Consider the following 26892-nt stretch of genomic DNA (forward strand, 5'->3'; position numbering starts at 1 on the left):
TCCCGGGCTTTCTTTGGCTTCAGCTTCACACTCGGAGAGTGCGGCAATCGCTGATTACTTCTTGGCCTTCTCGGCCTTTTCCTTGCGGCGACGTTCGACGACTTCTTCCTGGATGTTCTTGGGAACCTGCTTGTAGGCCCCGAACTCCATGCTGAAGCCACCTTTCCCCTGCGTCATCGAACGCAGTTCGTTGGCGTAGTCGAACATGGCTGCCAACGGGATTTCCGCGTTGATGTAGGCGGTCCCTTCACGGGTGTCGGTCTGGGTGATCAGGCCGCGCTTACTGGACAGGTGCCCGGTCACGGAACCCTGGTATTCTTCCGGGGCTTCTACTTCCAGACGCATGATCGGCTCGAGCAGAACCATTCCGGCCTTCTCGAGGGATTCACGCATACAGGCCCAGCCGCAGGTCTCGAACGCCTTTTCCGAAGAGTCGACGTCGTGGTAGCTGCCGTCCTCCAGATCCGCACCGACGCGGACCACTTCGCACTCGATCAGCGGACCCTTGGTGAGAGCCCGGATAAAGCCTTCTTCGACTGGAGGAATGAACTGTCCGGGAATGCGTCCCTGGCTGATCTTGTTGTTGAACTGGAATGTCGGTTCAGCATCTTCCGGCAACGGATAAATCTTTCCAACCACGTGAGCGTACTGACCGGAACCCCCGGTCTGCTTCTTGTGCTTGTAGTTGTACTCGACGGTCTTGGTCGGCATTTCCTTGTAGGCGACTTTCGGTTCACCCACGTTCACTTCGCATCGATACTCACGCTTGATGCGTTCGATGTAAATTTCCAGATGCAGCTGTCCCATCCCAGCGATAATGGTTTCGTTGGTTTCGGGATCGCTGCTCACGTGGAACGTGGGGTCTTCGCGGCGGAATCGCTCCAGGGCCTTGCCCAGGCGGTCGGCACCGTCCCGTTGCGCGGGCTCGATCGACAGACGAATCACAGGCTCGGGAACGAAAATGTTTTCCAGCGAGTAGTTCACACTTTCGCTGCAGAACGTATCCCCGGAAGCGCAGTCGATTCCCACGATCGCGATGATGTCGCCGGCTTCTGCCATATCGATATCTTCGCGGTCGTTGGCGTGCATGCGCACCAGACGTCCGAAGCGAACCTTCTTGCCGGTACGGGTGTTGACGTAGCTTTCGCCCTTCTTGATCGTTCCCTGATACAGACGGGTGTAGGTCAGCTGGCCGAACTGCTCCATGACGGTCTTGAATGCCATGCAGACGAGCGGATCGGAAGCGTTGTCGCTGAGGTTGACCCGCTTGACTTCATGCTCGCCGAGCTGGCCGGCCTTGCGCAGTTTTTCCGATTCATCGATATCGATGGCGGTGACCAGACGGTCGGTCGGCTTCGGCAGGTAAGAAACCACGCCGTCCAGCAGTTCCTGAACCCCCTTGTCCTTGAATGCGGAGCCGCACATCACCGGAGTGATGGACTGGGTCAGAGTTGCACCGCGGATGATCTTGCGGAGTTCATCTGCCGGGAACGGCTGTTCTTCGAGCATCGCCACCATCAGTTCATCGCTGAACATGGAGAGAGCTTCGAGCATCTCATGGCGGTGGAGTTCGGCATCTTCCCGCAGGTGTTCGGGAATGGCTTCACGACGCACAGTTTCGCCGCGATCTCCTTCGAACCAGATGGCCTGCATGTCGATGAGGTCGATCATCCCTTCGAAGTTGGCACCAGCGCCGATGGGGATCTGAATGGGAACGGGAGTCGCCCCCAGCTTCTCGCGGATCTGCCGGACCACGTTGAAGAAGTTTGCCCCGGTGCGGTCCATCTTGTTGACGAACGCAATACGGGGAACCTTGTACCGCTTCATCTGGCGGTCGACAGTCAGCGACTGGCTCTGCACGCCACCCACCGAGCACAGCACGAGAATGGCACCGTCCAGCACGCGCAAGCTGCGTTCCACTTCGACGGTGAAGTCCACGTGTCCCGGGGTGTCGATCACATTGATGATGTGGTCATCCCAGCGGACCTGCGTAGCGGCGGAGGTGATGGTGATTCCGCGTTCCTTTTCCAGGTCCATGTGGTCCATGGTCGCGCCATCGCCGTCCCCTTTGACTTCGTTGATTTTGTGAATTCGGCCCGCGTAGAACAGGATGCGTTCTGTCAGCGTGGTTTTGCCGGAGTCGATGTGGGCGGAGATCCCGATGTTACGGACTTTGTTCAGATCCATGATCACAACCAGTTTGGAAAAGTGGGTAGAGAATTTGAGCGTCAGGTGGTTTTGCGAAAAACCATCAGCCATAAAACGAATGGCACAAAGCAAATGCAGCAGCATCCCCGGCTTCACTTCGCAACTGCGAAGCGAAGGGGCTAACCCCGTACGGCTCGAATTGGGTTCTGCATGCTGCCTGTCCTGATAGAAAGCTTGCTGACGTTTCGAACCTCCCGGGCGATGCCCCCGGACCTGATTCGTTCATCAGCAGGATGTGTCGGTCTGTCGCTGACAATCCAAGCTTTGATTCGCTCAATTGACGACAGAACCCAGATGCTCAGGAGGGGAATCCCGCTCTGCGACCGCTGAAAGATCAGCCAAGGTCACTGAAATGGGAATACACCGCTCGCGCGAGCGTCCGCATTCGACAAAACGATCATAGAGATTTCGGCCAGCGGAGGAAAGATCGAATCTGCGCAAATTCTGATGTGATTCGAATGAAGAGGGCAGTTCTAGAGAGATTTGACAACGTGAGGTGTAGTAGGTGTGGTTGTAAGTTCTGTTTTAACAGAGGATTAGGTGTTTCGTCGGCGTGGGGGTGGTGTGGTCATCACGCAATTTTCTGCACAACATTCTGGCCAGCGGTGGGCGCCGGCAAGGGGCGTCCATCCTGCTTTAAGGAGTCAATCCACTCTTCGACAATCTGGCATAGTTCGGCATAGACCTGCTTTTCATCGTCGCCATGACAACAGGGACCAATGACGCCTGGGCACTGACCCACGAAGCACTGATCTTCTTCAGACCATTCAACAATTTTGATATACCGGGCACTGTCTGTCATTTTTTTGTCTCTTCAATCGCCTGCCTGACTTCTCGTTCCTGATAAGGTTTCGCGTCATCCCCCAGCGAGCCTGCAAGGGTGACTCGTCTTCCACTCGCATGCTCAAAGTTTCGGTGGCTCCCCTTCCCTCCACGGTTCACGAAATTCGCTTTCTCAAGATCTCGAATCAGCTCTCGGATTTTTCTCGGCATGGGATTGTCTGAACGCGTGCCTGGAATTCAGTTGTGGAAGCTCCGCGTGGGTTGGTTTCTCACCACGCACTATTCTATCCTCACAGTTGCTCTTTCGCGAGAGCGAACCGTGTGAAGTCCATGCACGGAAACACTTAAAGTCACTGTTGAATCGCCCGGATTCCAGACCGAACTCGAGTAGCAGAATGCATTTGACTCTCACGAATATGACAGCCGTGATGATTTCCACTCCCGTGGGGAAGCACGGTCGATCATTCTTGAAGCTGATCGTGTTGTCTCTGTCCGTCGTTCTGGTGGTGCTCACCGCACTGGCACTGCAGTCTCCCGATCTTGTTGCAGCGGAGATCATCGCTCATCGCGGAGCTTCGCACGATGCTCCGGAGAACACTCTGGCTGCTGTGAATCTCGCCTGGGAGCAGCAGGCGGACGCTGTTGAGATCGACGTCTATCTCTCCAAGGATGATGAGATTGTCGTGATGCATGACAGCACTCCCAAGCGGTACGGCGGTCCAGATCGCAAGGTCTCGGAGATGACGCTGGCCGAGGTTCAGGCACTGGATGTCGGGAAGTGGAAAGACGCGAAGTTTGCGGGAGAAAAAGTTCCGGTCTTCACGGATGTGCTGAAGTCGATTCCCGAAGGGCGCAGGCTGTTTATTGAGGTCAAGGCGGGGCCTGAGATTCTGCCGGCCCTGAAGAACGCTCTCAAGCAGGTGCAACGGCCGGCTCACGAGACGTGCATCATCTCCTTCAACTCCAAGGTGATTGAAGCAGCGGCGAAGGAGCTTCCGGATCTGCAGCGGTACTGGCTCGTTTCGATGAGCAGCAGCAAGGATCGCCAGCCGCCGTCGGTGCAGGAAATCATCGAGACTGCGAAGAAAGCGGGTGCCACAGGAGTCAATCTGGGGGGCGATACATCGGCTATCAATCAGGCGATGGTTGAGCGGCTGAGCGGCGCGAATCTCCCCTGTTATGCCTGGACGGTCAATGATCCTGAAGAGGCAATCCGTCTCGCCCAGATCGGGGTTCAGGGGATCACGACCGACCGCCCGGAGCTTCTTCGCAGCGAAGGGATCGGCGAGATTTCCCCCGAAGGCTGACGGCGGAGGCCTCGTGAAATCAGGCCGGATATTGGGAGAAACTGTTAATGGTGGCAGGATTCTGTCGCTGAAAGACTCCGCTCCCACGACGAATTCTACGGGGGCGGGCGGCCGTTATTGGCGGTCTGCATGAGCTTTGCGTTGAACCTGTGTCCCGCTGGTGCGTGAACCATTCGCAAAATTGATGGTCCCGTGACAGATGTTCTCGGGGGAGAAAGTTCATAATATTGAGGGGCGGATCTTTGGGTGATCTTTCCTTTTCAATGAACCTCTGCAGATTTCTCCAGGAGCGACAGCTCTCGCATGACCTCACCATTACGAATCGGGCTGATTGGACTGGGCACTGTCGGCAGCGGTGTCGCGAAGATTCTTGTGAATCATCCGGAACGGACCGCGAATCGAGCAACCCGGCCCATCGAAATTCGTCGCGTTGCTGTTCGCAGGCGCGACCCTGAACGGGAAGCGAGCCTGCCCGGCGTTGAGTTCACGACTGATCCGATGGCTGTCGCCCGCGCGGAAGATATTGACGTCGTAGTAGAACTGATCGGCGGATTGAACCCTGCCCGCGAGATTGTTTCCGCAGCCCTTGAGAGTGGGAAGGACATCGTTACCGCGAACAAGGCGTTGCTCTGCACCTACGGGCATGAGCTGTTCGCACAGGCACGCAAGCTGAAGCGTTCGATCTCATTTGAAGCTGCGGTCGCGGGCGGATGTCCGATCATTGCTGCCATCGGACAGGCGATGACCGGGAATCAGATCACTTCGCTGGAAGCGATCGTAAATGGCACCAGCAATTTCATTCTGACCCAGATGTTCGATGAAAATGCGTCTTATGAAGATGCGGTCGCACTGGCGCAGAAGCTGGGGTACGCCGAAGCGGATCCTTCCATGGACGTCAAAGGAACCGACGCTGCCCAGAAGCTGGGGCTGCTGGCTCAGCTGGCGTTCGGACGCCGTGTGACTCCCGATGAATTTCCGGTGCAGGGGATTGATGAACTCAGCCTGATGGACCTGAAGTTTGCGGATGAACTCGGATATGCCATCAAGCTGCTCGCGACCGCGAAACTAGTGGGCGAGTGTCTGGAGATGCATACGCAGCCGACATTGATCCGGCATGCCCGCCCGCTGGCCCAGGTCAGTGGCCCTTACAACATGATTGAACTGACCGGCGATGCGGTGGGCAAAACATGGTTCTCCGCGATGGGAGCCGGGCAGATGGCTACGGCATCGGCAGTGGTCTCGGATCTGGTGGATGTGGCTGTGGGTCGCGCCCGCATGAACTTTCAGCAGCTCAATCTCTGGAACGAGTCCGGAACGTTTCCGCTGCAGAAGGCGGAAGACATTCAGCGTCGGTACTACATGAGATTTCTGGTGCAGGACAAGCCGCGTGTGATTGCTGAGATCGCCGACGTTCTGGGACGGAACGGAATCAGTCTGGCGTCCGTGATTCAGAAAGAGGCGGACGACCCCAGCGACTCGGCGGAGTTTCCGATCGTTCCGTTGGTGTTCATGACCCATCGGACCCGGGAGGGGTCGGTTCGTGCGGCGAGGCGGGAACTGGATCAGCTGCCGTCCGTGCGTGGGCCGTGGTTGTGCCTGCCGGTCAGCGACTGAACAATCGTCAAGGTGAAAAAGCGTTGCAATTCGGGTTTGTCCGGACATTCCGTGCGTGATTTGGTTTTTGGGGAATAAATGGGTCTCCTGGCAGATCAGTCTGGTGAGAGCACGTCTATGGAACATGCAGCATGCCGGGAAATGGTTCGGCAGCTGGTACGCGACGATTATCAGATCGTGTACCGCTTTGCCTATCGGCTGTCCGGGTCGCACGCGGATGCGGAGGACCTGACGCAGCAGACGTTTCTTCAGGCATGCCGGAAACTGGATCAGCTGCGTTCTCAGGAGCGGGCACGACCGTGGCTGTTCACGATTGTGCGGAACTGTTACCTGAAATCGCGGCAGAAACAGAAACTCTGGGAGCTGCCCGGAGACGAGGCGGACTGGGTCGGCGAATCGCGTTCGGCCTGGCCGGAAGAGTTTGATGAAGAGCAGTTGCAGCTGGCATTGCGGGAGATGCCCGAGTCGTTTCGCACACCGGTTCTGCTCTATTACTTTGAAGAACTGAGTTACAAAGAAATCTCCAGCGTGCTGGAGGTTCCGATCGGGACAGTGATGAGCCGGCTGGCGCGCGGCAAGGAATTATTGAGATCCCGATTGATGGAGAAAACAGCGGCGATGGCTGCTGTCAGAGTCTCCTGAACCCGACCCCACGACTGCGATTGCAAGCATGGATTGCCGGACGGCCCGACATCTTCTGGATTGCCTGCACGACGGAGAGTCCATTCCGGTCGGGAAGACTCAAGCTGAAATCCTCCGGAACCGCGAGCTGGCGGATCATCTCGAACATTGCTGCGACTGCCAGCATGTGCTTGAGGAATGGCGACACTTCGACCGCCGCATGTATTCGATGCTGATGTCTTCACCGGTCCCTCCGGCCCTGGAGGATCGACTGCTCGCAGCTGTCGATGCACAGACTGCTCCCAGCGTGGCTCAAACCCCTGCTCGTCGCTCACGCCTGCGCGGGAATCGTCGATCGGTTTCCGCTGCCGTCATGGCGATGATGCTGCTGGCAGCCGGTGTCTGGTGGATGCGTCCGGTTCAGGAAGAAACGCTGAACTACTCCGGTGCGGGCGAACTTCTCGTCTCGCGCTTCCTCAAGTCGAACACCGACTGGAAGGATCTGGACCAGTTCGACGGTAGTTTCGACCTCGGGAATTTCCGTAGCGATCTGGAACGGTTCGACCTCTCGCCTGCTCGTGGAATTGATCTGGGGGGAGGCCGCGGGCAGGATGCTGCTGTGTTTGAATTCGGACTCAAGAGCTGGGGAGGAATTCTGACGGTTCTTCCCTCCCAGCATTTCACCGGCGTTCCTGATGCGACCAACCCCAGCGTGCAGCCAGGGCAATCCATCCTGCAATGGCGATCCTCCGACGGCAAGCTGACCTACATCTGTTTTGTCCGAAAGGGTTCCGCAGCAGCGTTAGCCCGGGAACTGTTTGGACTGTTTACGTAAGCAGTTGACCGTCGATTCGCACTTTGGTGCAGCTGCCTTCGAACAGGTGTTCTTCCGGTCGACCGATTCCATTCTTCGTCAACGGAATGATGCACAGATTGGCTTTTTGACCCGGCGTCAGCGTTCCATGTTCTCTCCAACCGAGGGCTTGGGCGGCGTTCTTCGTGGAGAGAGCGAGGATCTGCGAGGCTGGCAGGTCAGGTGCCTGAGATTGCAGCCAGCGCAGTTCTTCCCAGATGCTGAGATCGGGGTTCGAGGCCCGGCTGTCGGTTCCCAGTGTCACGTTGATCCCGCTGGCGATCATCTTTCGCCATGGATGAACTTCCGACTGCATCGCCCGGTGAGTGCGAGGGCAGTACACGACTGACATCTGGGGATGCGAAGCAATGAACGCGATCTCTTCTTCATCAAGCAGATTGCCGTGCACGACCAGTGCGCGGGGAGCGCGGGCGAGTTCCTTCAGGTAATCCAGTGGTCGCGAGCCGGGCGGAATCATTCCCGGTTGCCACAGCCCCATCTGAGTGAACAGCTCCACCAGCGGGCCAGTGCCTGACTTCAACAGCTCTATTTCCGCAGGAGATTCTGCCAGATGCATCGACAATGGAACTTTTCGGGTGGCCGCCAGCTCACATAGTCCCCGGAACAGTTGTGGATGAAGAGAGTAGGGGGCATGCGGGCTGAGTCCAACATCGTTAAAGCGGTGCTGTTCCGCTCGACGCAGAAACATCTCAGCGACTTCAAGTTGGGCGGCGACACCTTCGGGGCGAAGTCCCAGAATCTCGCGGAAGACCAGCATGCGCGGAACGACTTCTCGGTGACTCTGATCAAACAGCCAGTCTGATGTCGCTGTCTCAGCCAGTCCGGTGACACCAAGCTCGACCGATTCGCGCAGGCCTTGGTGGATCGCCAGCAGCGGATCGGCAGCCTGTCCCCGCCGGTTCGAAATCACTCCACGAATCCAGTTCGCAAAGTGATTCCGTGGCTCGATTGGCGATTGCAGGTGGCTGAACTCAAGATGCGTGTGCGCATTGATCAATCCGGGGATGATCGCCACGTCACCCAGGTCGGTCGCACTTGCAGCGGAGTTTTCTTCGACCGCAGCAATGTGTTCACCCGCTAGCGTGATAACAGCATCACGCAGCGGAGGACCATCACCGGGAAAGAGCCAGCGTGCCCGCAAACGGATCACTGAGCGGACTCCGGTTCTGCGGGTTCCGGATCGGTGTTCACCGTCTGCTGCGGTCGCAGCTGCAGCCGTTCATTGTGAGTGCGGATCTCGATCGACTGCTGTTCGGGATCGATATGCAGATAGGAAAATCCGCCCGATTCGCTCGGTCGTTCCCAGTCGATCAGCTGCTGGCCGGTCGCTTTATCGAGTCCGAGGACGCGGATCTGGTGATAATAAAACTCCGACTTGTGCTCCTGCCGGTCGCCGACGAGCAGCAGCAGCGGACTGTCCGAGAAATCCTGTACGGGAACATGCAGTGGCCAGCGGCGTTTCGTCTGCAAGGCCTGCACAATCTTCTGCTGAACGATCGGTTCTCCTTCCCCCGCGGTGGGAGTGATGTAGGGGGTGTCGTAAGTCCATAGGGTGTTCCCCTTCCGGTCGAACGTCAGGATTTTACCGGCAAAGCGAATTGCGGGAATGTTCACGTACAGTGGCTGTGAATCGCCGCTGTCGATGAAGAGATAGAATCGCTGTTCGTCCGAAATGACAGAGACGTTGAGCTGGTTCTCCTGACCGGGAGCGGGGATCTTTCCCATCTCAACTTTGGTGCCGCTGCGCAGGTCGATGTATGCCAGATTCGTCCGCGAGGAAAGAACGAGGAGGGATTGCGCGTCCGGCAGTCCCAGCAGTGAATCCTGCAGGATATCGACCGTCCAGGTGACATCTCCCGTCGGAGTGATCCTCTGAAGTTCGTAGACGGCAGTATCGCCTGACCGTTTCGCGTTGCGACTCAGGCAGATCAGATCCTGATCCAGCGTGGTGACAGTCCGCGAAACAAGATCCTGCTTCTCGCGGACTTTGCGAGGCTGTCCATTGATGACGCTGCGGATGCTCCGGCCCGAACGGGTGGACGTGATGAACCATTCCGTTCCCAGTTCCTGGGCCATGCCGCGGTCGGAGGTCGCATGCTCGCGCCACAGTTCTTCGCCGGAGAGAGGATCCAGGGCGATCCAGTCTTTGCAGTGCAGCAACAACGCGCGGGGACTGGCGGCCAGAAGATAGCCGGTCTGATTCCGGTTCGCGTGGAACTGGCGGGTGGCATTGAACTGATGGATCGGCTGCATGGTGAAATTGAGATTCGGATGGACCAGCGAGATGCGTGTCAGCGCCAGTCCGTGCAGGTCCGAATTCCAGGTCCAGAGCATCTTCTGATCTGGCCATGCGAGGGCGTGCAGCACTCCCCGGTGCATCACCAGAATCATCGAGTTCAGCAGACGGCTGCCGACGCTGGGATTGTGTTCGAGTGCGGGATCGCTGCGGAGAGGGAGTGAGGCCAGGAACGTTCCGGTCCGCCGATCTTCCACGCGAATCCGCACAGCTTCATGTTCCTGCTCCAGACGCAGCCCGGAGAGAGCTCGCATTCCCGATCCCGTCATCGGGATTGTGTTCGTGTCTCTCTCGTTGCGCGAGATTCCAATCCGTTCCAGGGTCCACGGACCTTCCCACCGGCCGGCCCCTTCCGACTGGGCAGCGAGACCTTTTCGCGAGGCCTCGATCCCCGAAGCTGCGACTTCTGCTGAGGTGGTGCCCTCCTGCAGTGGAACAGCAGGGAGCTTTTCAAGGCGCTGCCATGTTTCCAGTGCATCCTGATGCCAGCCGAGTCGATTGAGTTCATTTCCCAGCCGGACCAGGGCCTGGGGGCGCAGTGCCTGATTCTCTGCGTCCGTCACCCGAATCAGGCGGAGCATTCCCGAGGCAATTGAATCGTTTTGAAGATCGAGATCGGCCAGATCGAGTTCCAGCAAAAGCCCCGAAACATCGAACGCCAATGCTCGAGCCCAGCGGTCCTTCACAACGGGATCCGTTCCCAGCGAAGTGATCTTCAGTTGTACGAGCCGTTGAAACTCCTGCCGCTGCGCCTCGTCTGCATGGGCCTCGTAGAGTTGCTGCAGGCGGCCTCCGATCCAGCTGTCGATGCGCACCTCGCGGGTCTCGTCGATCACTCGTTCGTCAAGCGGAGACTGATCGAGAATGTCCAGATAGGCCTGAACGGCTCCTGCGAAATCCTCACTCTCCCGGAGGAAATCCGCCTCCATCCGGGCCGATTCCCGTTTCTGTTCAGGAGACTCGGCGAGTGCATTGAGTTCGGATAAGAGCTGGCGTGCGTTCGCCGGACGGGTCTTCAGTTGCTGCCTCAGAGCCTCGCGCTGAGTCTCCTTGATCTCCTTTTTGAGGTCTGGCGGGACCCCGCCTGCTGCGAGTGCTTCTCGAAGTCGAGCCTGCACCTCGTCGAACTTGGAAGAGGTCAGTAGAAACTTTGCTTCCCGGAGCTTTGTGTTCGCGAGCAGTTCCGGGTTTGCTTCCAGCTTCGGTTCCGGGTTGCTGGAGGAGAAGACCAGAGCCGAGTCGTACGAGGTGACGATCAGATGCCCTTGATGCAGGTTCAGGTTCCCCAGGTCATGCTCCACCGCGACCATGACGGTCTTCTCGACTCCCGCCGACTTCAGGTTGATTTTCAACAGCCGGCTTTTGGCAACGGGGAGCAGGAAGGAGTCGTTGACAATGATTCCGCGACCGGTCGGGCGTTGGGGCAGTGCAACCGTCCAGAGAACGTCTCCCCGGTTCTCGAGACTTCTCCCGATGACGGACGTTGTACCGACAACGATCGCCTGTCCGTTCCAGACTCCGGCCAGATACAGACCGACTCCACCTGATCGTTCTGCCTTGGTCTGCTCCCAGAGGATTTTTCCGGTCTGCAGGTCGATGCAGTACAGCATCGGCTGTGACATTCCAAATTCATCAGGAACTTCCGGCGGCGTCACCAGCACCTTGTCGCCCGCGACCAGAGTCATGACCGCCTGCCAGCGGCGGTTTAATTCCTGCAGCGGCTGCCCGGAGTATCCCCCCCGGAACTGCTGATGGTGTTCCATCCGAGGGGCGAAGCGACAGGTCCACTTGAGACGATGGGTGGCACGGTCAACTGCAATCAGCCATCCGCATGTTGTCGGGCACAGAATTGTTCCGTCCGCCAGGACCGGCTGGCAGGCGTAATGAGTGCGTACCAGATCCTCCTTGATGGGACGGCCCGGTGCAGCCAGCGGCTGACTCCAGAGTTCCTCGCCCGTGCGAGCTGAAAGACAGAACAGCGAGACTTCCCCCTGTCGCTCGCCGATGACGAAAAGTTCATTGCCGTCCGGAATCGGAGCACTGAAGAACCGGGTCCCTGCCAGAGGGCGCGAGAACTCATCTTCAATCTTGGTTCCGCCCACCTTCCATCGGATCCACCCGGTTTGAAGGTCGTATGCGGTCAGTTCATTCGTTTCCCAGGGAGCACTCCTTCCCCCTTCGTCCATCTGCATCTGCCACATATGCATCGGGGAACTCAGTGACGCTTTCCCGCTCGACTCCACAGCGTATAGCCGTCGACCGTCACTGCTCAGATTTCCATAGACCTCATCGCGATACAGCAGGCTCGTCAGTGCCTGATGTTCGACCGTGGAATCGTCGGAGTAGCGGTAGATCTCAGCTTCGTATCCGTCAGTTTCGCTGGAGAGGGTCAGCAGCTCTTCCGGACTCTGATTCATCCGGTGTTCCCAGAGGATTTCTCCGGTGGAGAGATCCCGCACCTGCAGGCTGCGTAATGTTCGCAGGGCTAGCTTTCCGTCAACCGACAGGGAGAACAGGGTTGGCAAGAGCGCTCGTCCCTGCTCCTGAAGTTCGGCTGAAAGGCGGTCGATCTGCGTGCGGACACCGTACCGTTCGATCAGGGATTCGGACCAGACGGGGAGTGGAGAAGGAGTTGGATCCTCGGGGCTGGTTTCCGCGCCCCCCAGTTGCACCATCGCCCCCGCACTCCTGCCTGTACTGGATGCCGGGATAATGATGCGGTCGAGTTCTTTCTGAATCTCCTCTGCGTTCGGAAAGGTGCTGACCAGCTCGCGGGCTTCGGTCGTTCGACCTGCCCGTGCCAGATTCCTCGCTGCTGCGAGACGCATTTCTGCTGAATCCGTTTCGCTCGCGCCTGGCAGCAGTCGCAACCAGGCTGACGCTGCCTGACCGAACTCCGCCTGATCTTCCCAGCGACGGGCCAGTAGCTGCAGGGCAGCCCGGCCGGGAGATGTATGAAAATAGTGTGTCGACACCTTCACCAGCAGCAGGTCATCCTGTTCAGCGACAGCAGCGTCGAACAGCTGTTGGGCCACTGTGGAATATCGACTCGCATAACTCCGCTGTCCTTCAGGCGGCAATCCCGCAATGAGGTCATCGACCTGAGTCTGCAGGGAGTGAAAGTCGCGGGCGTCATCAATGGAAAAGCCATCCGACGGGAGGTCGAGAAGAAACTGCAGGACTTCGACGGCGTCATGCCAGCGCTGCTTGGCGATCAGTTCATTGGCCTGTTGCAGACGGCGATTGTCTTCCGCCCGCTGGATCGGTCGAATGTCGAACTGATCCCGGGCGGTCTTCTGATTTTTCAGATCCTCGCCCCCTTCGCGAATTCCCCGGTCGAGCTGACGAAAGAGTTCGCCCAGCTGGTTCTTTCGCTTGCCTTGCTCCTGAGCGGACGCCTGCAGGCCGGAGCAGATCAAAACGGCGATGAGCGCAACTCGCAGGGCCGAAGGAAGAGTGATGACATACGACAGCCTGAATTGGTGTGACGGCATGAAATCAACTCGCTCAGAAGCCCGACTGACCCGAGGCCGTCAGCGAACAACTGACCCGGTTGTTCTGTCTCAGCCTGCGGTTGAACTCGACGCGGACGCAGAAGGACCCGCTGGCCATATTCTCGCTTGGCGGAGAGATTCCGTCAAAGTGGAGCGACAGAATCGGAAAGAAAACTTGTGAAACTTTTTCGCCCGGCAACAGCAGGAAAAGCAGCGGTCAGGCTTCGGGAGGATCCAGACCCCGTTCCCTGCGGACCGCTTTGACTTCGCGATACACCAGATCCACGACTGCCGAATTCCGGCGGATCATCTGGGATTCCAGGACGCTCACGAAGATGTTTGCCAGGATCGTGCAGATTGCCAGTCCAAAGTGAATGAGGTGAGCTGAGGGCATCTGCATGTTCGAAGCTGGATCGGAGATGGCCCCGAATGCGCCGGTGACAATCAACATCAGCATGCAGAGCACCATGCCCGGAATGACCCGGTACTTCAGGCGGATATTTTCTGTCCGGGCGGCCCCTTCGAATCGATAGGCGGCACAAGTTTCTTCAATCCAGCGACCCGTTCCCATGAAGTAGGTAAGCACGATGGCATGGACCAGCAGGGCCAGCATGACCGACCCCAGAGCGACGAGAAAGTGGCTGGAAACCTGCTGACGCGCCGCTTCCGCGAGCGAGCCGGGGTCGGAGATCCGCCATCCGAGCCAGAACGTGAGAAGCAGGCCGGCGTTACTGGCTGTGGCAAGGACGAGGAAGATCTGATTCACAGCCTGCCTTCAATTGCTGATGAAAACATCCGTTCGACTGGTCACCGGAAATTCACCGGGCTGCCCGCCATCATTCCGCAGATGCGGAACAGGAGACCCCGCCATCCGGGTCAAACTCGATTCGCAAGACCACGGGGCAACAGCAAACTGGACAGTCCTCGACATACTCCTGCTGTTCCCCCTGAGTGATATCGACCGGAATAACGATCTCTTCACCGCAGCTGGGGCAGATGTACCGGGCTTCTTCATCCATGGAAATCGCTCCAATGATTCTCGGTCATGTTAGAGATTTCCGAAGAGATCGGGAATCTCGCCGCTCTATGCAGCTGGCGCATGGCAGGCTCAAACTCCCGCGAGTTTGAGAACCGCTTTCCACTCGGCGGGGGTGACAGGCTGAATCGAAAGTCTTGAGCCTTTCTTCAGGACCATCATGTCGGCGAGCTCAGGGGTTTCCTTCAATTGATCCCGGGTGACCGGGTGGGGGAACTTTTGCAGGAGCTTCACGTCGACCATAAACCAGGTCGGCTCATCCGGGCGACTTTTCGCGTCGTAATGTTTCTCGGATTTGTCGAAGGCGGTATGGTCGGGATAACCCTTTTTGACGACTTCGCATGTCCCGGCAATGACCAGCGGATCGCAGTTGCTGTGATAGAACAACACCTGATCGCCCGGTTGGATCTCATCCCGGAGCATGTTGCGGGCCTGATAGTTTCTCACGCCGTCCCAGAATGTGGTCTGGGCTTTCTCGCGGGCGAGATGATCAATGGAATAACAGTCGGCTTCGCTTTTGAAGAGCCAGTATTTTCTCTCTGAAGAAGACTTGGACTTGGCCATAAATGAGGAGAACTCCGAACAGCAAGGTGCCGTGTCAGGAAAATGTTAGAAAAGCAGGATGATGAAGATCTCCGTCTTCAATTTCCGGGCACTGTAGCCGATGTGTGAGAGGTGCGTCGAGCGGGGTAAACTCGAACGGCAGGGACAGTTTTATGACGGCAAGATTAACGCAACACCTGTCCCGGTCTGTCTTTGACGAATTTCAGTGAGAACTGATCAGAGTTCAAGTCAGATCTTGTCCGATCGTAAAAGATCCCCTATTCTCGCTGAGAGCAGGAATTCGAAAGAATCCCTCGACCGGGCATTCCACTACACTAGTTCAATTCCGGTCCCGGCATATGACGGAAGCGGATTTTCGAAGGAGCGAAGCTGTGCCTTTTCGCAGCAAGATTTCTCGGGTCGCCTGCGCGGCCTCTGTCGTCCTCGGATTGGCCATCAGCAGCAATGGAGCCGATCCCGTCGCCGACAAGTACGAGCCGGCAGCTGCCCGTGTTGCTGTGGGAATGGGAAGCGCCCAGAACGTTCTGGATTCGCTGGAATATATGGTCGTCAAGCTGGCGAACAAGAAGAAGTCCTGGGATGACAACATCTTCCCGAACCTGGACATCTTCCTCATCGGGGTGTCGAACGAAGATCCAATCCGCTTTGATCTCGTCTTTGATCCTGTCCATGGCTACCAGACGCAAGCCATGGTTCCGACTGCCAATTTGAAGGACTTCCGCGAGAACAACCTCGATCCGATCGGGATTGTGACGACTCAGGACAAGAGCGACAAAAACTTGTACAAAGTCACGGGTGGCGTGTACGAAGGCTGGATGCGGTATCTCCCCAAGCCGGCTCCGTACTCTGTGTTCTTCGCACAGAAAGAAGGCATTCCGGCCAACATGCCTCATCCGGAATCGATTCATAAAGAATTCGCCGAACAGGGACTGCTCGGGTTCCTTTCGATGGAGAATCAGGCTGCCGGCAAGGAAAACCGCGTCGCTTCGTTCAAAGCATTTCGTGTCACCTCCGACGAGAAGTTCAAGAAGCTGAGCACCGAAACCCGTGATCAGTTCGAATTCCGCAAAGCACTGCGCGACGAAACGATGGCGATCCTCGAGCAGTGGCTCGTGGAGATCCAGAAAGTTTCCCTCACTGCCAAGGTCGATCAGGCCAAGGGGAGCTTCCCGGTCGCCCTTGATCTGGCTGCTCTACCCGACACAGCACTGACCCGCGATATCAAAACGGCCACACAGATTCCCAGCCTGTTCGCTGCGGTTGATGCCCCGAAGAACAACATTTTCACCGTCCGCGTCAACATTCCGAAAAATGCCGAACGTCTCGCGGGAATGCGCAAGGTCTATGAACTGGGCCGCCCGGTGGTGAAAGAGCGGATCGACAACAACACCAAAGCGAATGCCGGTGAAAAGGTTGCTCTGAACGAAATTGCTTCCACGCTTCTGGATGTGCTGACGGAAAACCTGGATACCCAGAAGAACGTCAACGGCATGATCGACGTCTGGCCCGCCAACGGTAAGCACACGATCCTGATGGCCGTCGCTGCCACCGGTGAAGAGAAGTTCAACGAGATGATTTCGAAGATCTCCTCTGCCCGTGAAGGGTGGACGGTGGCGATGAACGCCGACAAGGTGGGGGACACCGCTATCCACAGGGTCACCTTCGGCAAGAACCCGCCGAAGTCCTTCATCGACTTCTACGGTCCTTCCAACGAAGCGTGGCTCGGTGTGAACTCCAAGAGCGTCTGGCTCTCCGGGGGAGAAGACTCTCTGGCAGCTCTCAAGGCCGCCCTTGCGAAAGTCGATGCCGACAAGTCTCCGGCTGCGGATGGCGTGCTGGTTGTCGCGGAGATGAACGCCCGGCCGGTGATTCAGAACATTGACGCCATTCAGAACGATCCGGAACTTGAAATCCTCAAGCAGATCAATCCCCGCGGTCGCCGACAGGAACGGCTGAAGGAAGGGAAAGCCGAGGAAGAGAAGAAGGCTGATGAACAGAAGCCCGGCCAGCGAGCCGCCGGAAACCTGGCGAACTTCATCTGGATTCCATCCGCTGTCGCAGCTCTGGAAGGACAGCAGGACCGCATGGCTCTGTCGTTGAAGATTGATGACAAAGGCCATGTGGTCGGTACCAGCGACGCTCAGGTCGGGATCCTTAAAGCCCTGGGAGCGGTCATTGCCAAGTTCTCGGACGAGAACCTGAAGTAGTCCCTGCCAGAATGATGAAAATTAAAGAGCCTCCGGTGTTTGCCGGAGGCTCTTTTTGTTTGCGGGGCTGGTTGCCGCACTCGGAGAGTGCGGCGTACGTACCTCGCACTCTCCGAGTGCGAGAATCGGCGTGACTTCGGCCAAAGACCGAGAGAATCGCTGACCCCTCCGGATCACACAACGCCTGACGGATCACAAATCCAGATCGTCCACTTCCGCAGCTTCATCCATGATGATGCGGTATCGCTCGGCAGGATCCTTTCCGAGCAGCTGCGCGAACGTCGCGTCGGCATTCACAAAGCTGTCGATATCAACCCGCAGCAGCGTACGGGTCGCAGGGTCGAGCGTTGTTTCCTTCAGCTGGGACGCATTCATTTCCCCCAGACCTTTGAATCGCTGAACATCGAAGTTTCGATTGGCTGGGAGCTTCGCGAGGATCTCTTCTTTGTCAGCATCGTCACGCGCGTAATAGCGTTCCTTGCCGACTTCGATCTTGTACAGCGGTGGCTGAGCCAGATAGAGCTTTCCCGTCTGGATCAGGTCCTGCATGTGCCTGAAGAAGAATGTCAGCAGGAGTGTGCTGATGTGGTATCCATCGCTGTCGGCATCCATCAGCAGGATGATCCGGTGATACCGCAGCTTATGAGGATCGAAGTGAGCACCGATCCCCGTACCCAGCGACTCCACCAGGTCCTTGACTTCCTGATTCTGCAGGATCTTCCCGAGAGCCAGGGCTTCCGTGTTCAGGATTTTTCCTTTGAGCGGCAGCACCGCCTGCACACGTGAATCCCGGCCGCTGGCTGCGGTTCCACCGGCCGACTGACCTTCCACGATGAACAGTTCGCATTCTTCCGGATTGGTGGAGCGACAGTCGAGCAGCTTACCGGGGAGATTGCTCCTTCTGGTTCCGGCAGTCTTGCGACGCACTTCCTTGACCGCTTCGCGGCTGGCCTCCCGGGCCCGTGCAGCCAGAATGATTCGACCGATGACCGCGTCAGCCACGGTGCGATTGCTGTTGAGCCAGCTTTCGAGGGCAATGCGGGTCATGCTGTCGACCATGGCCGTCATCTCGGGATTGTTGAGACGGTCCTTGGTCTGCCCCTGAAACATGGGGTCGTTGTGGAAGACCGAAATGATTCCGACCAACCCCTCGCGGATATCGTCCGGGGTGATCGTCAGTCCTTTGGTCTTGATGTCATGGACATCCATGAAGTTCTTGACCGCTTTGGAAATGCCGGACCGGAAACCCGATTCGTGCGTTCCCCCGCCTCGTGTGCGAATGCCGTTGACGTAGCTGCGGATGTGTTCATCGGTCGATTCTGTCCAGCGGAGCACCATCTCGACGCGGATCTTTCCTTCATCCTTGTCGGTCGCGAAGGTGGACTCGTGAATCGGCTTGCGCTTGTCCTCGGCAATGATCTTTTCGAGGTATGCGGCGATTCCCTCGGGATGATGCAGCTCGAACTTTTCGTTCTTGGTCTCGTCGACGAAGGTGATTTTCAGCCCGCCGTGGACGTAAGAGATATCTTCGAGATGCTGGCGGATGGTGTCAGCGTGATACTGCACACGACGAAAGATCTCGTCGTCAGGGCGAAAGAAGATGGAAGTCCCGTGGCCGCGGAACGGACGGACCTGTTCGACCTTTGTTGTGGCGCGGCCCCGTTTGAAGCGTTGCCGCCATTCGTAACCGTCGCGGCGAACCGTGGCGATCAGCGTTTCGGAGAGAGCGTTCACTGCGGATGAACCGATCCCGTGCAGTCCCCCGCTGCGCATGTAGTTCTTTTCGGAGAACTTTCCCCCGGCGTACAGCGTGGTGAGGATCACTTCCAGCGCCGACTTCCCTGTTTTCTTGTGGATGTCGACAGGGATGCCGCGGCCGTTGTCGTCGACGGTGATCGAGCAGGCATCCTTATGGAGCGTCACTCCAATTTCGTTGGCGTGACCGGCCAGATATTCGTCCACGGAGTTGTCGACAATTTCCCAGATCAGGTGGTGCAGTCCGCGCGAGTCGACACCGCCAATGTACATGGACGGTCGTTTTCGGACATGTTCCAGCCCTTCCAGGACTTCGATGTCATCAGCGACGTAACTGGATGTGCTTTTGGCAGAGGCGGCCATGTTCTTCCCTGAAAATGGAAATTGGCGAGAGACTCTCGCTGCACTGGTTGTTCCCGGAAACGTCTCCGTGTCTCAAAACAACGTTCGCTGAGACGACGGTGGCTTCTCCGAGAGAAGTTCATCGGCGATCTCTGCGGACAACACCATCTCTTCTGAAGGGGACGGACGCAAGAGTGAGAGAAGGTGGTCGACAGGTTGATCCGGATCGAGCCATTCATGGAAAAGTTCTGATGGGAGAATGACAGGCATTCGGTCGTGGACCCCCGCCATCGCGGAATTTCCGGTCGTTGTGATGATGGTGCAGCTGCGGATCTCCTGATCTTCGGAGCCTTTCCAGCTGTCCCAGAGTCCGGCGAACGCCAGGACGGGCTGGTTTCGCACACCGATCCAGATGGGCTGCTTCTTCTTCTGTCCGGGGATCGCTTTCCATTCGAAAAATCCGCTGGCGGGGATCAGACAGCGTTTCGGTTTGAGCGGCGCCCGAAACGCCGGTTTGGTAGCGATCGTCTCACTTCGGGCGTTGATCAGCGGCGGACCGCTCCCGGGGGTTTTGGACCAGGATGGAATCAGTCCCCACCGGAATTCCTCACAGACACGAGCTTCGCTTTCCGGATCAAGGATCACTGCCGGAACAGGTTGCGTCGGATAGATGTTGGGCCGTGGAGAGACGTCCATCGAACGCAGCAGGCTGAAGACTTCCATGAGATCGTTGGTGCTGGCCTGCAGGTTGTAGCGTCCACACATCGTCGTCTCGTTTCTTGAGTGAAAGTTGAAAAGTTCCGGTGAAAACGACAATTACGATCAATCTGGCGATTTGGCTGCTTGTGCTTCAAGAGGACATGAAGTTTCTGCCGATGAAACTGTGAACGCAAGGATGCGGATTTTCAGGGCGGGTTCATCAGAATGCCTTTGAGGATCACGGAGGATTGACCATGAGACCACGATTGCGACTGTTCACAGGCAACCAGGAGGACGACCTGGCTGAAGTTCCCCAGATGACAATTTCATTTGGCGAACTCATGGGCATCCTGGATGAAGCGTCGAGAACACATCGAACCTGGCTGCGTGATTTTTCCGAAGACGGTGTGCAGGTTCCCGAAGATCTCTACGAAGTTCTGACCGAATATACACGAATTCGTCCGGGCGCCTGACTTCAGCCCGAAAACCGTTTCTTCTCTCAAAGCCGATTGAGAATCCGCCAGACAGGATTGGGGCGAGGTTCAGATCCATCAGGGAAATCCCTGCCTCAGTCCGACTGGCGAAGGACTCTCGACCTTCCGTTTTGCTCCTCTCTCGGTCGAGCAGCAGACGACTGCTCCCGGCTCTCTCGCCCTGACCGCTCTGGCAGTCACGTACCTGCTACATTCGCCCTGCGATTCATTCGATGCGTCGTGCGCAGGTTTCTTCCGCGGATTCGTGGAAGTGAACTACTGGATTCTGTCCGGCCAGACACTTAAATTGTGCAGCTGGAATCTCCACTCGCATACTGAATTGAAGGAACTGTTGATCATGGGAGCTGAAGCTCGACTCGCGGAACTGAAACTCGAACTTCCTCCCATTCCGAAGCCGGGCGGGATTTATAAGCCGGTCGTTCAGGTCGGCAGCCTGCTGTACTTCTCCGGCCACGGACCGTTGCGGACTGACAAGACGCTCATTACAGGCAAGGTCGGCCTGGATCTGACGGAAACAGAAGCCAAGGAAGCCGCACGCGTGACCGGCCTGACGATTCTGGCGACGATCCGGCAACACCTCGGCAGCCTCGACCGCGTTGTCCGGACAATCAAGCTGCTCGGGATGGTCAATGCCGTTCCGGACTTCCAGAATCATCCCGCCGTCATCAACGGCTGCAGCGAACTGTTCCGGGAACTCTGGGGCGAAGACGGTGTCGGCACCCGGAGTGCTGTCGGCCTGGGCTCACTTCCCGGGAATATCGCCATTGAAATCGAAGGAATTTTCGAGATCCGCGACTAGACCAGTTTGGTCTATCGTGTGCAGGCGATTCAGGGTTTTCACTGCATGAAAGTCCATGTTATCGCCTGCGGAGCACTGAATGTCGTGTCGAAAAATGCTTACGTGGATCTGGGATCACCACGGAGACACCGGGGCACGGAGGAAGTTGAACCGCGAATCGCGCGAATGCGGCGAATGAGGAGAAGGATCTACATCAGCACTTGATACAACTCTGAAGCACGAGAACGTCCTCGCAGAGGAAATTCGCAGTATTCGCCTGATTCGCGGTTGACTCCTCCTCCCACCTCCGTGCCTCCGCGTCTCCGTGGTGAACTGAAGCCGTTCACCTGCCGGGAAGTGGTCGAAACTGTTCTGCCCGCGTTTGTCTTGCCGGGAATGACAAATTCGCCCGGAAATCGGCCTTTCGCTTCCTTCGCGCGGAAGTCTCTTTTAAACTGGCGGACCGTGTGCCAGAATTCGTTTCGATCACCGGTCCGACGGGACCGCTTCCGCAGCTATTGACAGTCGGTCATCAATGTCCATTCTCGTAGACAAGTCGACAAAGATCATTACCCAGGGCATCACCGGAAAAGCGGGTTTGTTTCACTCGCAAAAATGCCGGGAATACGCTGCCGAGTTCCGACCGAACGAAGACGTGCTCGTCGGTGGAGTGACCCCGGGCAAGGGGGGAGAAGTCGTCGACGGCTTCCCGGTCTTCGATTCCGTCTCTGAAGCGATGGAGAAGGCTGGAGCGAACACGTCGCTGATCTTCGTGCCACCTCCGTTCTGTGCCGATGCCATTATGGAAGCGGCCGATGCGGGCATCCGCCTGATCGTCGCGATCACCGAAGGGGTTCCCGTCCTCGACATGGCCAAGGTCAAGCGGTTCCTGGAAACCCGCCCGCAGTCCCGCCTCATCGGGCCGAACTGCCCGGGGATCATCACTCCGGGGATCGCCAAGATCGGGATCATGCCCGGATACATTCACAAGCCGGGAAACGTCGGTCTGATCTCTAAGAGCGGAACGCTGACCTATGAAGCCGCCTGGCAGCTTGGAAACCAAGGGCTGGGCCAGTCGACCGCTGTCGGAATCGGCGGCGATCCGATCATCGGCACCACGTACATTGATCTGCTCGAGATGTTCGAAAAAGATCCGGGGACGGAATCGATCCTCCTGATCGGCGAGATCGGTGGAGATGCAGAAATCCGTGCTGCGGAATACATCCGCGATCATGTGACCAAGCCCGTGGCTGCCTTCATTGCCGGAGCGACAGCTCCTCCAGGCAAGCGGATGGGACATGCCGGCGCCATCATCTCCGGCGGAAGCGGCACGGCAGCAGAGAAGGTTGCAGCCCTGGAAGCAGTCGGTGTTGAAGTCGCCGAGAGCCCTGCCGATATGGGCGAAGCGGTCAAGCGAGCCATTTCGAAACGCAAGTAGTCATCCACAGGGGTTCCTATGCCGGAATACCCTTATCTCGTCAAACCACAGGAACCTGCCATCTTCGTGGAGTTGTATCTCCCGAAGAAGGCGGTGTTTCAGGGGATGCTCTACGACGCCCTGACCGCTGGATTCCGCCTGGAGAAGGTGAAGTCTCACTTCCTCGATGCGGATGAAGTGAAAAGTCGGCAGATCCGCTCGCTGCTGGGCAAAAGCTGGACAGCGATCGACTACACCTCTGCGGACATCGAGCAGTTCCGCCGGGTCTATTTCGGTTATTCACTCTACGATGTGAACGGCGTCTTTCTGAAGTCGTTGGCCCCCGACTCTCCCACCCTAGACGACTCCGATGAGTCCTATCAGGTTGCGGAGGAGACCAGTCAGGTCGTCCGCATGGTCTTCAAGTATTCCTGTGCAGAGGAGCCGACGGTCGCGATCGATTTCCTCATGCTGGCACTGCAGCGGCCACTCTCGGAGATGTCGCAGTTCGCTAATCTGCACCGTGACGAGATCGTCAAACAGGCTGGGAAACATGCCGACCGCGTGTTTGCATTGCTCGAAGACCTGGAACGCTGGCAGATGTACGTCGGACTCTTCGTGTTCGGCTTTCTGATCTACAAGATCTGCGAGGGAATTCTGAATCTGAGCAGCGATTCCAATGCTCAGATTGATCCCGCCGAACTGCTGCAGGACGAAATCTGGGTCACCTCCTCGTGGAGCATGAGCATGAACGTCGTCGACTGGGTGAGCCGCGACCGTTCGAGTTGAAGTGGGTTCGGGAGTTTGAAACGCAGAGATCGCCAAGAACGCCGAGAAAATTCTGAGAAAGCGTTTCGAGGCGTTCAGTCGTTCTTCATTCGATCATTCAAGAGTGAAGTCGATCGAAACCTTGATCGTCGACCGAACCTCCTCCCCGTTTCTCTGCGGACTCCGCGAACTCTGCGTTTCAAAATCTTTAATCCACCGCGATCTGCAGCACCTCGCGTCCATGATGGTGCGAGCGGGTCTGAGAGCATAAACTAGTTCCTTTCGCCGAATTTCCGGCTCTGGACTCTCGACCCTGGACTCTCGAACCTCCCATGCCTCGTTACGACGCCAAACGGATTGAAAAGAAGTGGCAAGACTGCTGGGAACAGCAGAATACGTTCGCCACTTCGAACACCCCTCGCTCGGACGCCACCGGGAAGCTATACGTCCTGGACATGTTCCCGTATCCGTCGGGGGCGGGTCTGCATGTCGGTCATCCCGAAGGATACACCGCCACCGACATCATCTGCCGGGCGGGGAGAATGCAGGGGAAACACGTCCTGCACCCGATGGGCTGGGACGCGTTCGGACTCCCGGCTGAACAGCACGCGATCAACACCGGGACGCACCCCCGCGTCACGACCTATGAAAACATCGACAACTTCCGCCGTCAGCTGAAGATGCTCGGGTTCAGCTACGACTGGGATCGCGAACTCTCCACCACTGATGAAGATTACTACCGCTGGACGCAGTGGATCTTCCTGCAGCTGTTCGATACGTGGTTCGATCCGGAAATGGAATGGACGGGAGCCGACGGCAAGACCCGGAAGGGAAAAGGCCGGCCGATCGCGGAGTTGCCGATTCCTCACGAAGTCGAAGTGCACGGCCCGGAAGCGATTCGTGCTTATCAGGATGAACACCGGCTGGCGTATCAGTCCGATGCTCCCGTCAACTGGTGTCCCGCACTGGGAACGGTGCTCGCCAATGAAGAAGTGACCGCCGACGGTAAGAGCGACCGCGGAAATCATCCCGTCGAACGACGCAACCTGCGGCAGTGGATGCTGCGGATCACTTCTTACGCCGAACGATTGATCTCCGAACTGGAAGAACTTGACTGGCCAGAGTCGGTCAAGATCCTGCAGCGGAACTGGATCGGCAAGAGCACCGGTGCGGAAGTGGATTTTTGGGTTGAAGGTTCAGGGTTGAAGGTTGAAGGTAAGGAAACTCCGAAATCGACTTCCTCAACCTTAAACCTTAAACCATCAACCGAGACCTTCGAACACTGGAAGCTCAAGCGTCAGGCAACCGGCTTTCCTCACCAGCCGGAAGCGAACGTGCTGCGGGTTTATACCACCCGTCCGGACACGCTGTACGGGGCGACGTACATGGTCGTCGCTCCCGAGCATCCGTTGATTGACAGCATTGTCACCGAAGAACACAAGGCGGCTGTTGAAGAATACCGACGCAAGTCGTCACTCAAGAGCGATCTGGACCGGACCGACCTGGCGAAAGAAAAAACCGGTGTTTTCACCGGGGCCTATGCCATTAATCCGGTCAACGCTGCCCGCATTCCGATCTGGATCGCGGACTACGTCCTCATCAGCTACGGCACGGGCGCGATCATGGCGGTCCCGGCACATGATGAACGGGACTGGGAATTCGCGAAGCAGTTTGATTTGCCGATTAGAAACGTAATTACAAGCCACCCATCATTGGGGGCCCCCTTTGAAGATCTGCGAAATCGGCTCCTGAACAGCAAGACGTACAGTCATGTCCTGCGAATTGCGACGCCGGAGATTAATGAAGAAGTCGCCAAGGCGCAAGAAGTATTGAAAACATTTACACATGGACACTTGGTGGAAATCTATCTGCCAGAAGCCGAAGAAGGTTGTTTTTATCTTCTGTGGCGACGAGAGGCGCCTCTCGGGCATTGGCCGTTAGCAACTATGGATTCGATTTCATTCACGGTGGATCATCCATATCTGCACATCGGTTTTGCGACAAACTCAGGTTCATATGATGGGATGGTTACGCCGGAGCTTCAGACGAAGATCACTCACGACCTGCACAAACATGGGCTCGCGAAAGAAGCGGTGAACTATCGCCTGCGGGACTGGTTGTTCTCTCGACAGCGGTACTGGGGCGAGCCGTTTCCCATCTGGCACGAGCTGGATGAGAAGGGACAGCCAACCGGCAAAGTTCGTCCGGTGGCGGTCGAAGAGCTGCCGGTCACGCTTCCGGAAATGGACGACTTCAAACCCAAGGGGACGCCGGAACCCCCATTGTCGTGGGCTCCCGAATCCTGGTTGTATAAGACCGCTGAAGATGGAGTTCGCCTGAAGCGCGAGACCAACAGCATGCCGCAATGGGCGGGAAGCTGCTGGTACTACATCCGCTTCTGCGACAACAAAAACCCGCATCAGTTCATCGATCCGGAGCTGGAGGAATACTGGCTGCCGGTGGACCTGTACATCGGCGGGGCAGAGCATGCTGTGCTGCACCTGCTCTATTCTCGGTTCTGGCACAAAGTTCTCTTCGACCGCGGACACGTCTCCGCCCCCGAACCGTTCCGGAAGCTCGTGAATCAGGGAATGATTCTGGGCGAAGCGGAGATCACCGCTTACGTGAAGAAAGAAGTCGAGAGTCCAGAGCAGAGAGTCCAGAGCGAAGAAGATACTTCAACACTCAACACTCAACACTCAACAACCTTCATTTCCGCCAAATACGTCAAAGAAGATCACGACACCCGCGACGGCTCCGAAGTCGTGGCTGTCAAACTCTCTCCTGATCAGGTCGAGAAGAAGGGGAATGAACTCGTCCTGAAGAGTGATCCGGAAATTGTCGTCGACAGCCGGGCATTCAAGATGTCCAAGTCTCGCGGAAACGTCATTAACCCGGATGATGTCGTTCAGCAGTACGGGGCGGATTCTCTCCGTCTCTATGAGATGTTCATGGGGCCGCTGGAGCAGACGAAGCCCTGGAGTATGAGCGGGGTCGAGGGGGTTTACCGGTTCCTCGGCCGTGTCTGGCGGCTCGTGGTGGACGACCAGAGTGATGACGTCCGACTCTCCCCAGCTGTGCAGGATGTTCCCCCCACAGCGGAGCAGGAACGAGTGCTGCACCGCACCATCAAAGCGGTGACGGAAGACATCGACAAACTGTCGTTCAACACAGCCATCAGCCGCATGATGGAATTCACTAATGCCTTCACCAGCGAGGAGGTTCGTCCGAAATCATCGCTCGAACAGTTCGTGCTGCTGCTGGCTCCGTTCGCTCCGCACATTGCAGAAGAACTCTGGGAAGTCCTCGGGCACAAAGAAACCCTGACGTACGCACCGTGGCCGAAGTTCGATGCCTCGAAACTTGTGGAGTCGGAGCTGGAGATCCCGGTCCAGGTGAACGGCAAGCTGCGAGGCAAGATCAGTGCCCCGGTCGATGCCGATCAGGCAACGCTGCAGAAACTGGCGGAAGCGGACCCCGTGGTCCAGAGCCAGCTGCAAGGGAAAACGGTGGTGAAGGTCGTGTGCGTCCCGAAGAAGCTGGTCAACTTTGTGGTGAAGTGAGGGGATGAGATTTCACCACGGAGTCACTGAGACACGGAGGGGAGAAGGAGTTTTAAACCGCGAATCGGGCGA

General features: G+C 57.3%; 20 protein-coding genes. 10 read left to right on the forward strand and 10 right to left on the reverse strand.

All coding sequences use genetic code 11. The annotated features are described in order from the left end of the window. Positions 1 to 54: 54 nt before the first annotated feature. From fusA to SH661x_RS03605, 3 genes are all read right to left on the reverse strand, one after another. A complete protein-coding gene (gene fusA / locus SH661x_RS03595) occupies positions 55 to 2187 on the reverse strand; it encodes an elongation factor G (RefSeq protein ID WP_437231165.1) in 2133 nt (710 codons plus the stop codon). 592 nt (positions 2188 to 2779) lie between these two features. Beyond that, positions 2780 to 3010 (reverse strand): hypothetical protein, encoded by a 231-nt coding sequence (locus tag SH661x_RS03600; protein WP_437228097.1) that lies wholly within the window; start codon positions 3008 to 3010, stop codon positions 2780 to 2782. Continuing rightward, a complete protein-coding gene (locus SH661x_RS03605; protein ID WP_437228099.1) occupies positions 3007 to 3201 on the reverse strand; it encodes a type II toxin-antitoxin system HicA family toxin in 195 nt (64 codons plus the stop codon). Before SH661x_RS03605 ends, SH661x_RS03600 begins: the two co-directional genes overlap by 4 nt. Positions 3202 to 3386: 185 nt before the next feature. Here SH661x_RS03605 and SH661x_RS03610 point away from each other — a divergent pair, with 185 nt between their 5' ends. From SH661x_RS03610 to SH661x_RS03625, 4 genes are all read left to right on the forward strand, one after another. Continuing rightward, positions 3387 to 4298, forward strand: coding sequence for a glycerophosphodiester phosphodiesterase (locus SH661x_RS03610; protein WP_437228101.1), 912 nt, complete (start codon positions 3387 to 3389; stop codon positions 4296 to 4298). Between the two features lie 303 nt (positions 4299 to 4601). Further along, positions 4602 to 5912 carry a homoserine dehydrogenase gene (locus tag SH661x_RS03615; protein WP_437228103.1) on the forward strand — a complete coding sequence of 437 codons (1311 nt, stop codon included), beginning with the start codon at positions 4602 to 4604 and terminating at the stop codon, positions 5910 to 5912. A gap of 117 nt (positions 5913 to 6029) precedes the next feature. Next, entirely contained in the window at positions 6030 to 6554 is a 525-nt protein-coding gene (locus tag SH661x_RS03620; RefSeq protein ID WP_437228105.1) for an RNA polymerase sigma factor, read from the forward strand. A 28-nt stretch (positions 6555 to 6582) separates the two neighbouring features. Further along, entirely contained in the window at positions 6583 to 7368 is a 786-nt protein-coding gene (locus tag SH661x_RS03625; RefSeq protein ID WP_437228107.1) for an anti-sigma factor family protein, read from the forward strand. Here SH661x_RS03625 and SH661x_RS03630 read toward each other — a convergent pair. From SH661x_RS03630 to SH661x_RS03650, 5 genes are all read right to left on the reverse strand, one after another. Next, entirely contained in the window at positions 7361 to 8557 is a 1197-nt protein-coding gene (locus SH661x_RS03630) for an amidohydrolase family protein (protein ID WP_437228109.1), read from the reverse strand. The two genes, SH661x_RS03625 and SH661x_RS03630, sit on opposite strands and share 8 nt — an antisense overlap. Then, positions 8554 to 13197 (reverse strand): outer membrane protein assembly factor BamB family protein, encoded by a 4644-nt coding sequence (locus SH661x_RS03635; RefSeq protein WP_437228111.1) that lies wholly within the window; start codon positions 13195 to 13197, stop codon positions 8554 to 8556. Before SH661x_RS03635 ends, SH661x_RS03630 begins: the two co-directional genes overlap by 4 nt. A gap of 217 nt (positions 13198 to 13414) precedes the next feature. After that, positions 13415 to 13963, reverse strand: a complete 549-nt coding sequence (locus SH661x_RS03640) for a hypothetical protein (RefSeq protein ID WP_437228113.1) — start codon at positions 13961 to 13963, stop codon at positions 13415 to 13417. Between the two features lie 70 nt (positions 13964 to 14033). Next, positions 14034 to 14216, reverse strand: a complete 183-nt coding sequence (locus SH661x_RS03645) for a CPXCG motif-containing cysteine-rich protein (protein ID WP_437228115.1) — start codon at positions 14214 to 14216, stop codon at positions 14034 to 14036. Positions 14217 to 14305: 89 nt separating this feature from the next. Beyond that, a complete protein-coding gene (locus SH661x_RS03650; RefSeq protein WP_437228117.1) occupies positions 14306 to 14797 on the reverse strand; it encodes an EVE domain-containing protein in 492 nt (163 codons plus the stop codon). 371 nt (positions 14798 to 15168) lie between these two features. Here SH661x_RS03650 and SH661x_RS03655 point away from each other — a divergent pair, with 371 nt between their 5' ends. Further along, on the forward strand, positions 15169 to 17004 hold the full coding sequence (locus SH661x_RS03655; protein WP_437228119.1) for a hypothetical protein: 1836 nt from the start codon (positions 15169 to 15171) through the stop codon (positions 17002 to 17004). A 192-nt stretch (positions 17005 to 17196) separates the two neighbouring features. On the opposite strand, the gene SH661x_RS03660 is transcribed toward SH661x_RS03655, so the two are convergent. Then, positions 17197 to 19122 (reverse strand): DNA gyrase/topoisomerase IV subunit B, encoded by a 1926-nt coding sequence (locus SH661x_RS03660; RefSeq protein ID WP_437228121.1) that lies wholly within the window; start codon positions 19120 to 19122, stop codon positions 17197 to 17199. Between the two features lie 72 nt (positions 19123 to 19194). Then, positions 19195 to 19866 carry an SOS response-associated peptidase gene (locus SH661x_RS03665; RefSeq protein ID WP_437228123.1) on the reverse strand — a complete coding sequence of 224 codons (672 nt, stop codon included), beginning with the start codon at positions 19864 to 19866 and terminating at the stop codon, positions 19195 to 19197. A 188-nt stretch (positions 19867 to 20054) separates the two neighbouring features. Here SH661x_RS03665 and SH661x_RS03670 point away from each other — a divergent pair, with 188 nt between their 5' ends. The 5 genes from SH661x_RS03670 to SH661x_RS03690 all read left to right on the forward strand — a co-directional run bounded on the left by SH661x_RS03670 (position 20055) and on the right by SH661x_RS03690 (position 26820). After that, a complete protein-coding gene (locus SH661x_RS03670) occupies positions 20055 to 20273 on the forward strand; it encodes a hypothetical protein (protein ID WP_437228125.1) in 219 nt (72 codons plus the stop codon). Between the two features lie 358 nt (positions 20274 to 20631). Next, a complete protein-coding gene (locus SH661x_RS03675) occupies positions 20632 to 21093 on the forward strand; it encodes a RidA family protein (protein WP_437228127.1) in 462 nt (153 codons plus the stop codon). 514 nt (positions 21094 to 21607) lie between these two features. Further along, positions 21608 to 22510 carry a succinate--CoA ligase subunit alpha gene (gene sucD, locus SH661x_RS03680; protein ID WP_437228129.1) on the forward strand — a complete coding sequence of 301 codons (903 nt, stop codon included), beginning with the start codon at positions 21608 to 21610 and terminating at the stop codon, positions 22508 to 22510. Positions 22511 to 22528: 18 nt separating this feature from the next. Next, entirely contained in the window at positions 22529 to 23278 is a 750-nt protein-coding gene (locus tag SH661x_RS03685) for a hypothetical protein (RefSeq protein WP_437228131.1), read from the forward strand. A gap of 311 nt (positions 23279 to 23589) precedes the next feature. Further along, positions 23590 to 26820, forward strand: a complete 3231-nt coding sequence (locus SH661x_RS03690; protein ID WP_437228133.1) for a leucine--tRNA ligase — start codon at positions 23590 to 23592, stop codon at positions 26818 to 26820. The last annotated feature ends 72 nt before the right edge of the window (positions 26821 to 26892 follow it).

This window comes from Planctomicrobium stercoris, assembly GCF_051465655.1.
Classification (GTDB): domain Bacteria; phylum Planctomycetota; class Planctomycetia; order Planctomycetales; family Planctomycetaceae; genus Planctomicrobium.

What these genes read in the sequence shown, in the direction of transcription:
- SH661x_RS03615 (WP_437228103.1), top strand. Translation starts at nt 4,602, where the DNA reads ATGACCTCACCATTACGAATCGGGCTGATTGGACTGGGCACTGTCGGC.
- SH661x_RS03625 (WP_437228107.1), top strand. Translation starts at nt 6,583, where the DNA reads ATGGATTGCCGGACGGCCCGACATCTTCTGGATTGCCTGCACGACGGA.
- SH661x_RS03635 (WP_437228111.1), bottom strand. Translation starts at nt 13,197, where the DNA reads ATGCCGTCACACCAATTCAGGCTGTCGTATGTCATCACTCTTCCTTCG.
- SH661x_RS03685 (WP_437228131.1), top strand. Translation starts at nt 22,529, where the DNA reads ATGCCGGAATACCCTTATCTCGTCAAACCACAGGAACCTGCCATCTTC.
- SH661x_RS03650 (WP_437228117.1), bottom strand. Translation starts at nt 14,797, where the DNA reads ATGGCCAAGTCCAAGTCTTCTTCAGAGAGAAAATACTGGCTCTTCAAA.
- SH661x_RS03670 (WP_437228125.1), top strand. Translation starts at nt 20,055, where the DNA reads ATGAGACCACGATTGCGACTGTTCACAGGCAACCAGGAGGACGACCTG.
- SH661x_RS03690 (WP_437228133.1), top strand. Translation starts at nt 23,590, where the DNA reads ATGCCTCGTTACGACGCCAAACGGATTGAAAAGAAGTGGCAAGACTGC.
- SH661x_RS03660 (WP_437228121.1), bottom strand. Translation starts at nt 19,122, where the DNA reads ATGGCCGCCTCTGCCAAAAGCACATCCAGTTACGTCGCTGATGACATC.
- SH661x_RS03675 (WP_437228127.1), top strand. Translation starts at nt 20,632, where the DNA reads ATGGGAGCTGAAGCTCGACTCGCGGAACTGAAACTCGAACTTCCTCCC.
- SH661x_RS03610 (WP_437228101.1), top strand. Translation starts at nt 3,387, where the DNA reads ATGCATTTGACTCTCACGAATATGACAGCCGTGATGATTTCCACTCCC.
- SH661x_RS03600 (WP_437228097.1), bottom strand. Translation starts at nt 3,010, where the DNA reads ATGACAGACAGTGCCCGGTATATCAAAATTGTTGAATGGTCTGAAGAA.
- SH661x_RS03620 (WP_437228105.1), top strand. Translation starts at nt 6,030, where the DNA reads ATGGAACATGCAGCATGCCGGGAAATGGTTCGGCAGCTGGTACGCGAC.
- SH661x_RS03665 (WP_437228123.1), bottom strand. Translation starts at nt 19,866, where the DNA reads ATGTGTGGACGCTACAACCTGCAGGCCAGCACCAACGATCTCATGGAA.
- SH661x_RS03645 (WP_437228115.1), bottom strand. Translation starts at nt 14,216, where the DNA reads ATGGATGAAGAAGCCCGGTACATCTGCCCCAGCTGCGGTGAAGAGATC.
- fusA (WP_437231165.1), bottom strand. Translation starts at nt 2,187, where the DNA reads ATGGATCTGAACAAAGTCCGTAACATCGGGATCTCCGCCCACATCGAC.
- sucD (WP_437228129.1), top strand. Translation starts at nt 21,608, where the DNA reads ATGTCCATTCTCGTAGACAAGTCGACAAAGATCATTACCCAGGGCATC.
- SH661x_RS03605 (WP_437228099.1), bottom strand. Translation starts at nt 3,201, where the DNA reads ATGCCGAGAAAAATCCGAGAGCTGATTCGAGATCTTGAGAAAGCGAAT.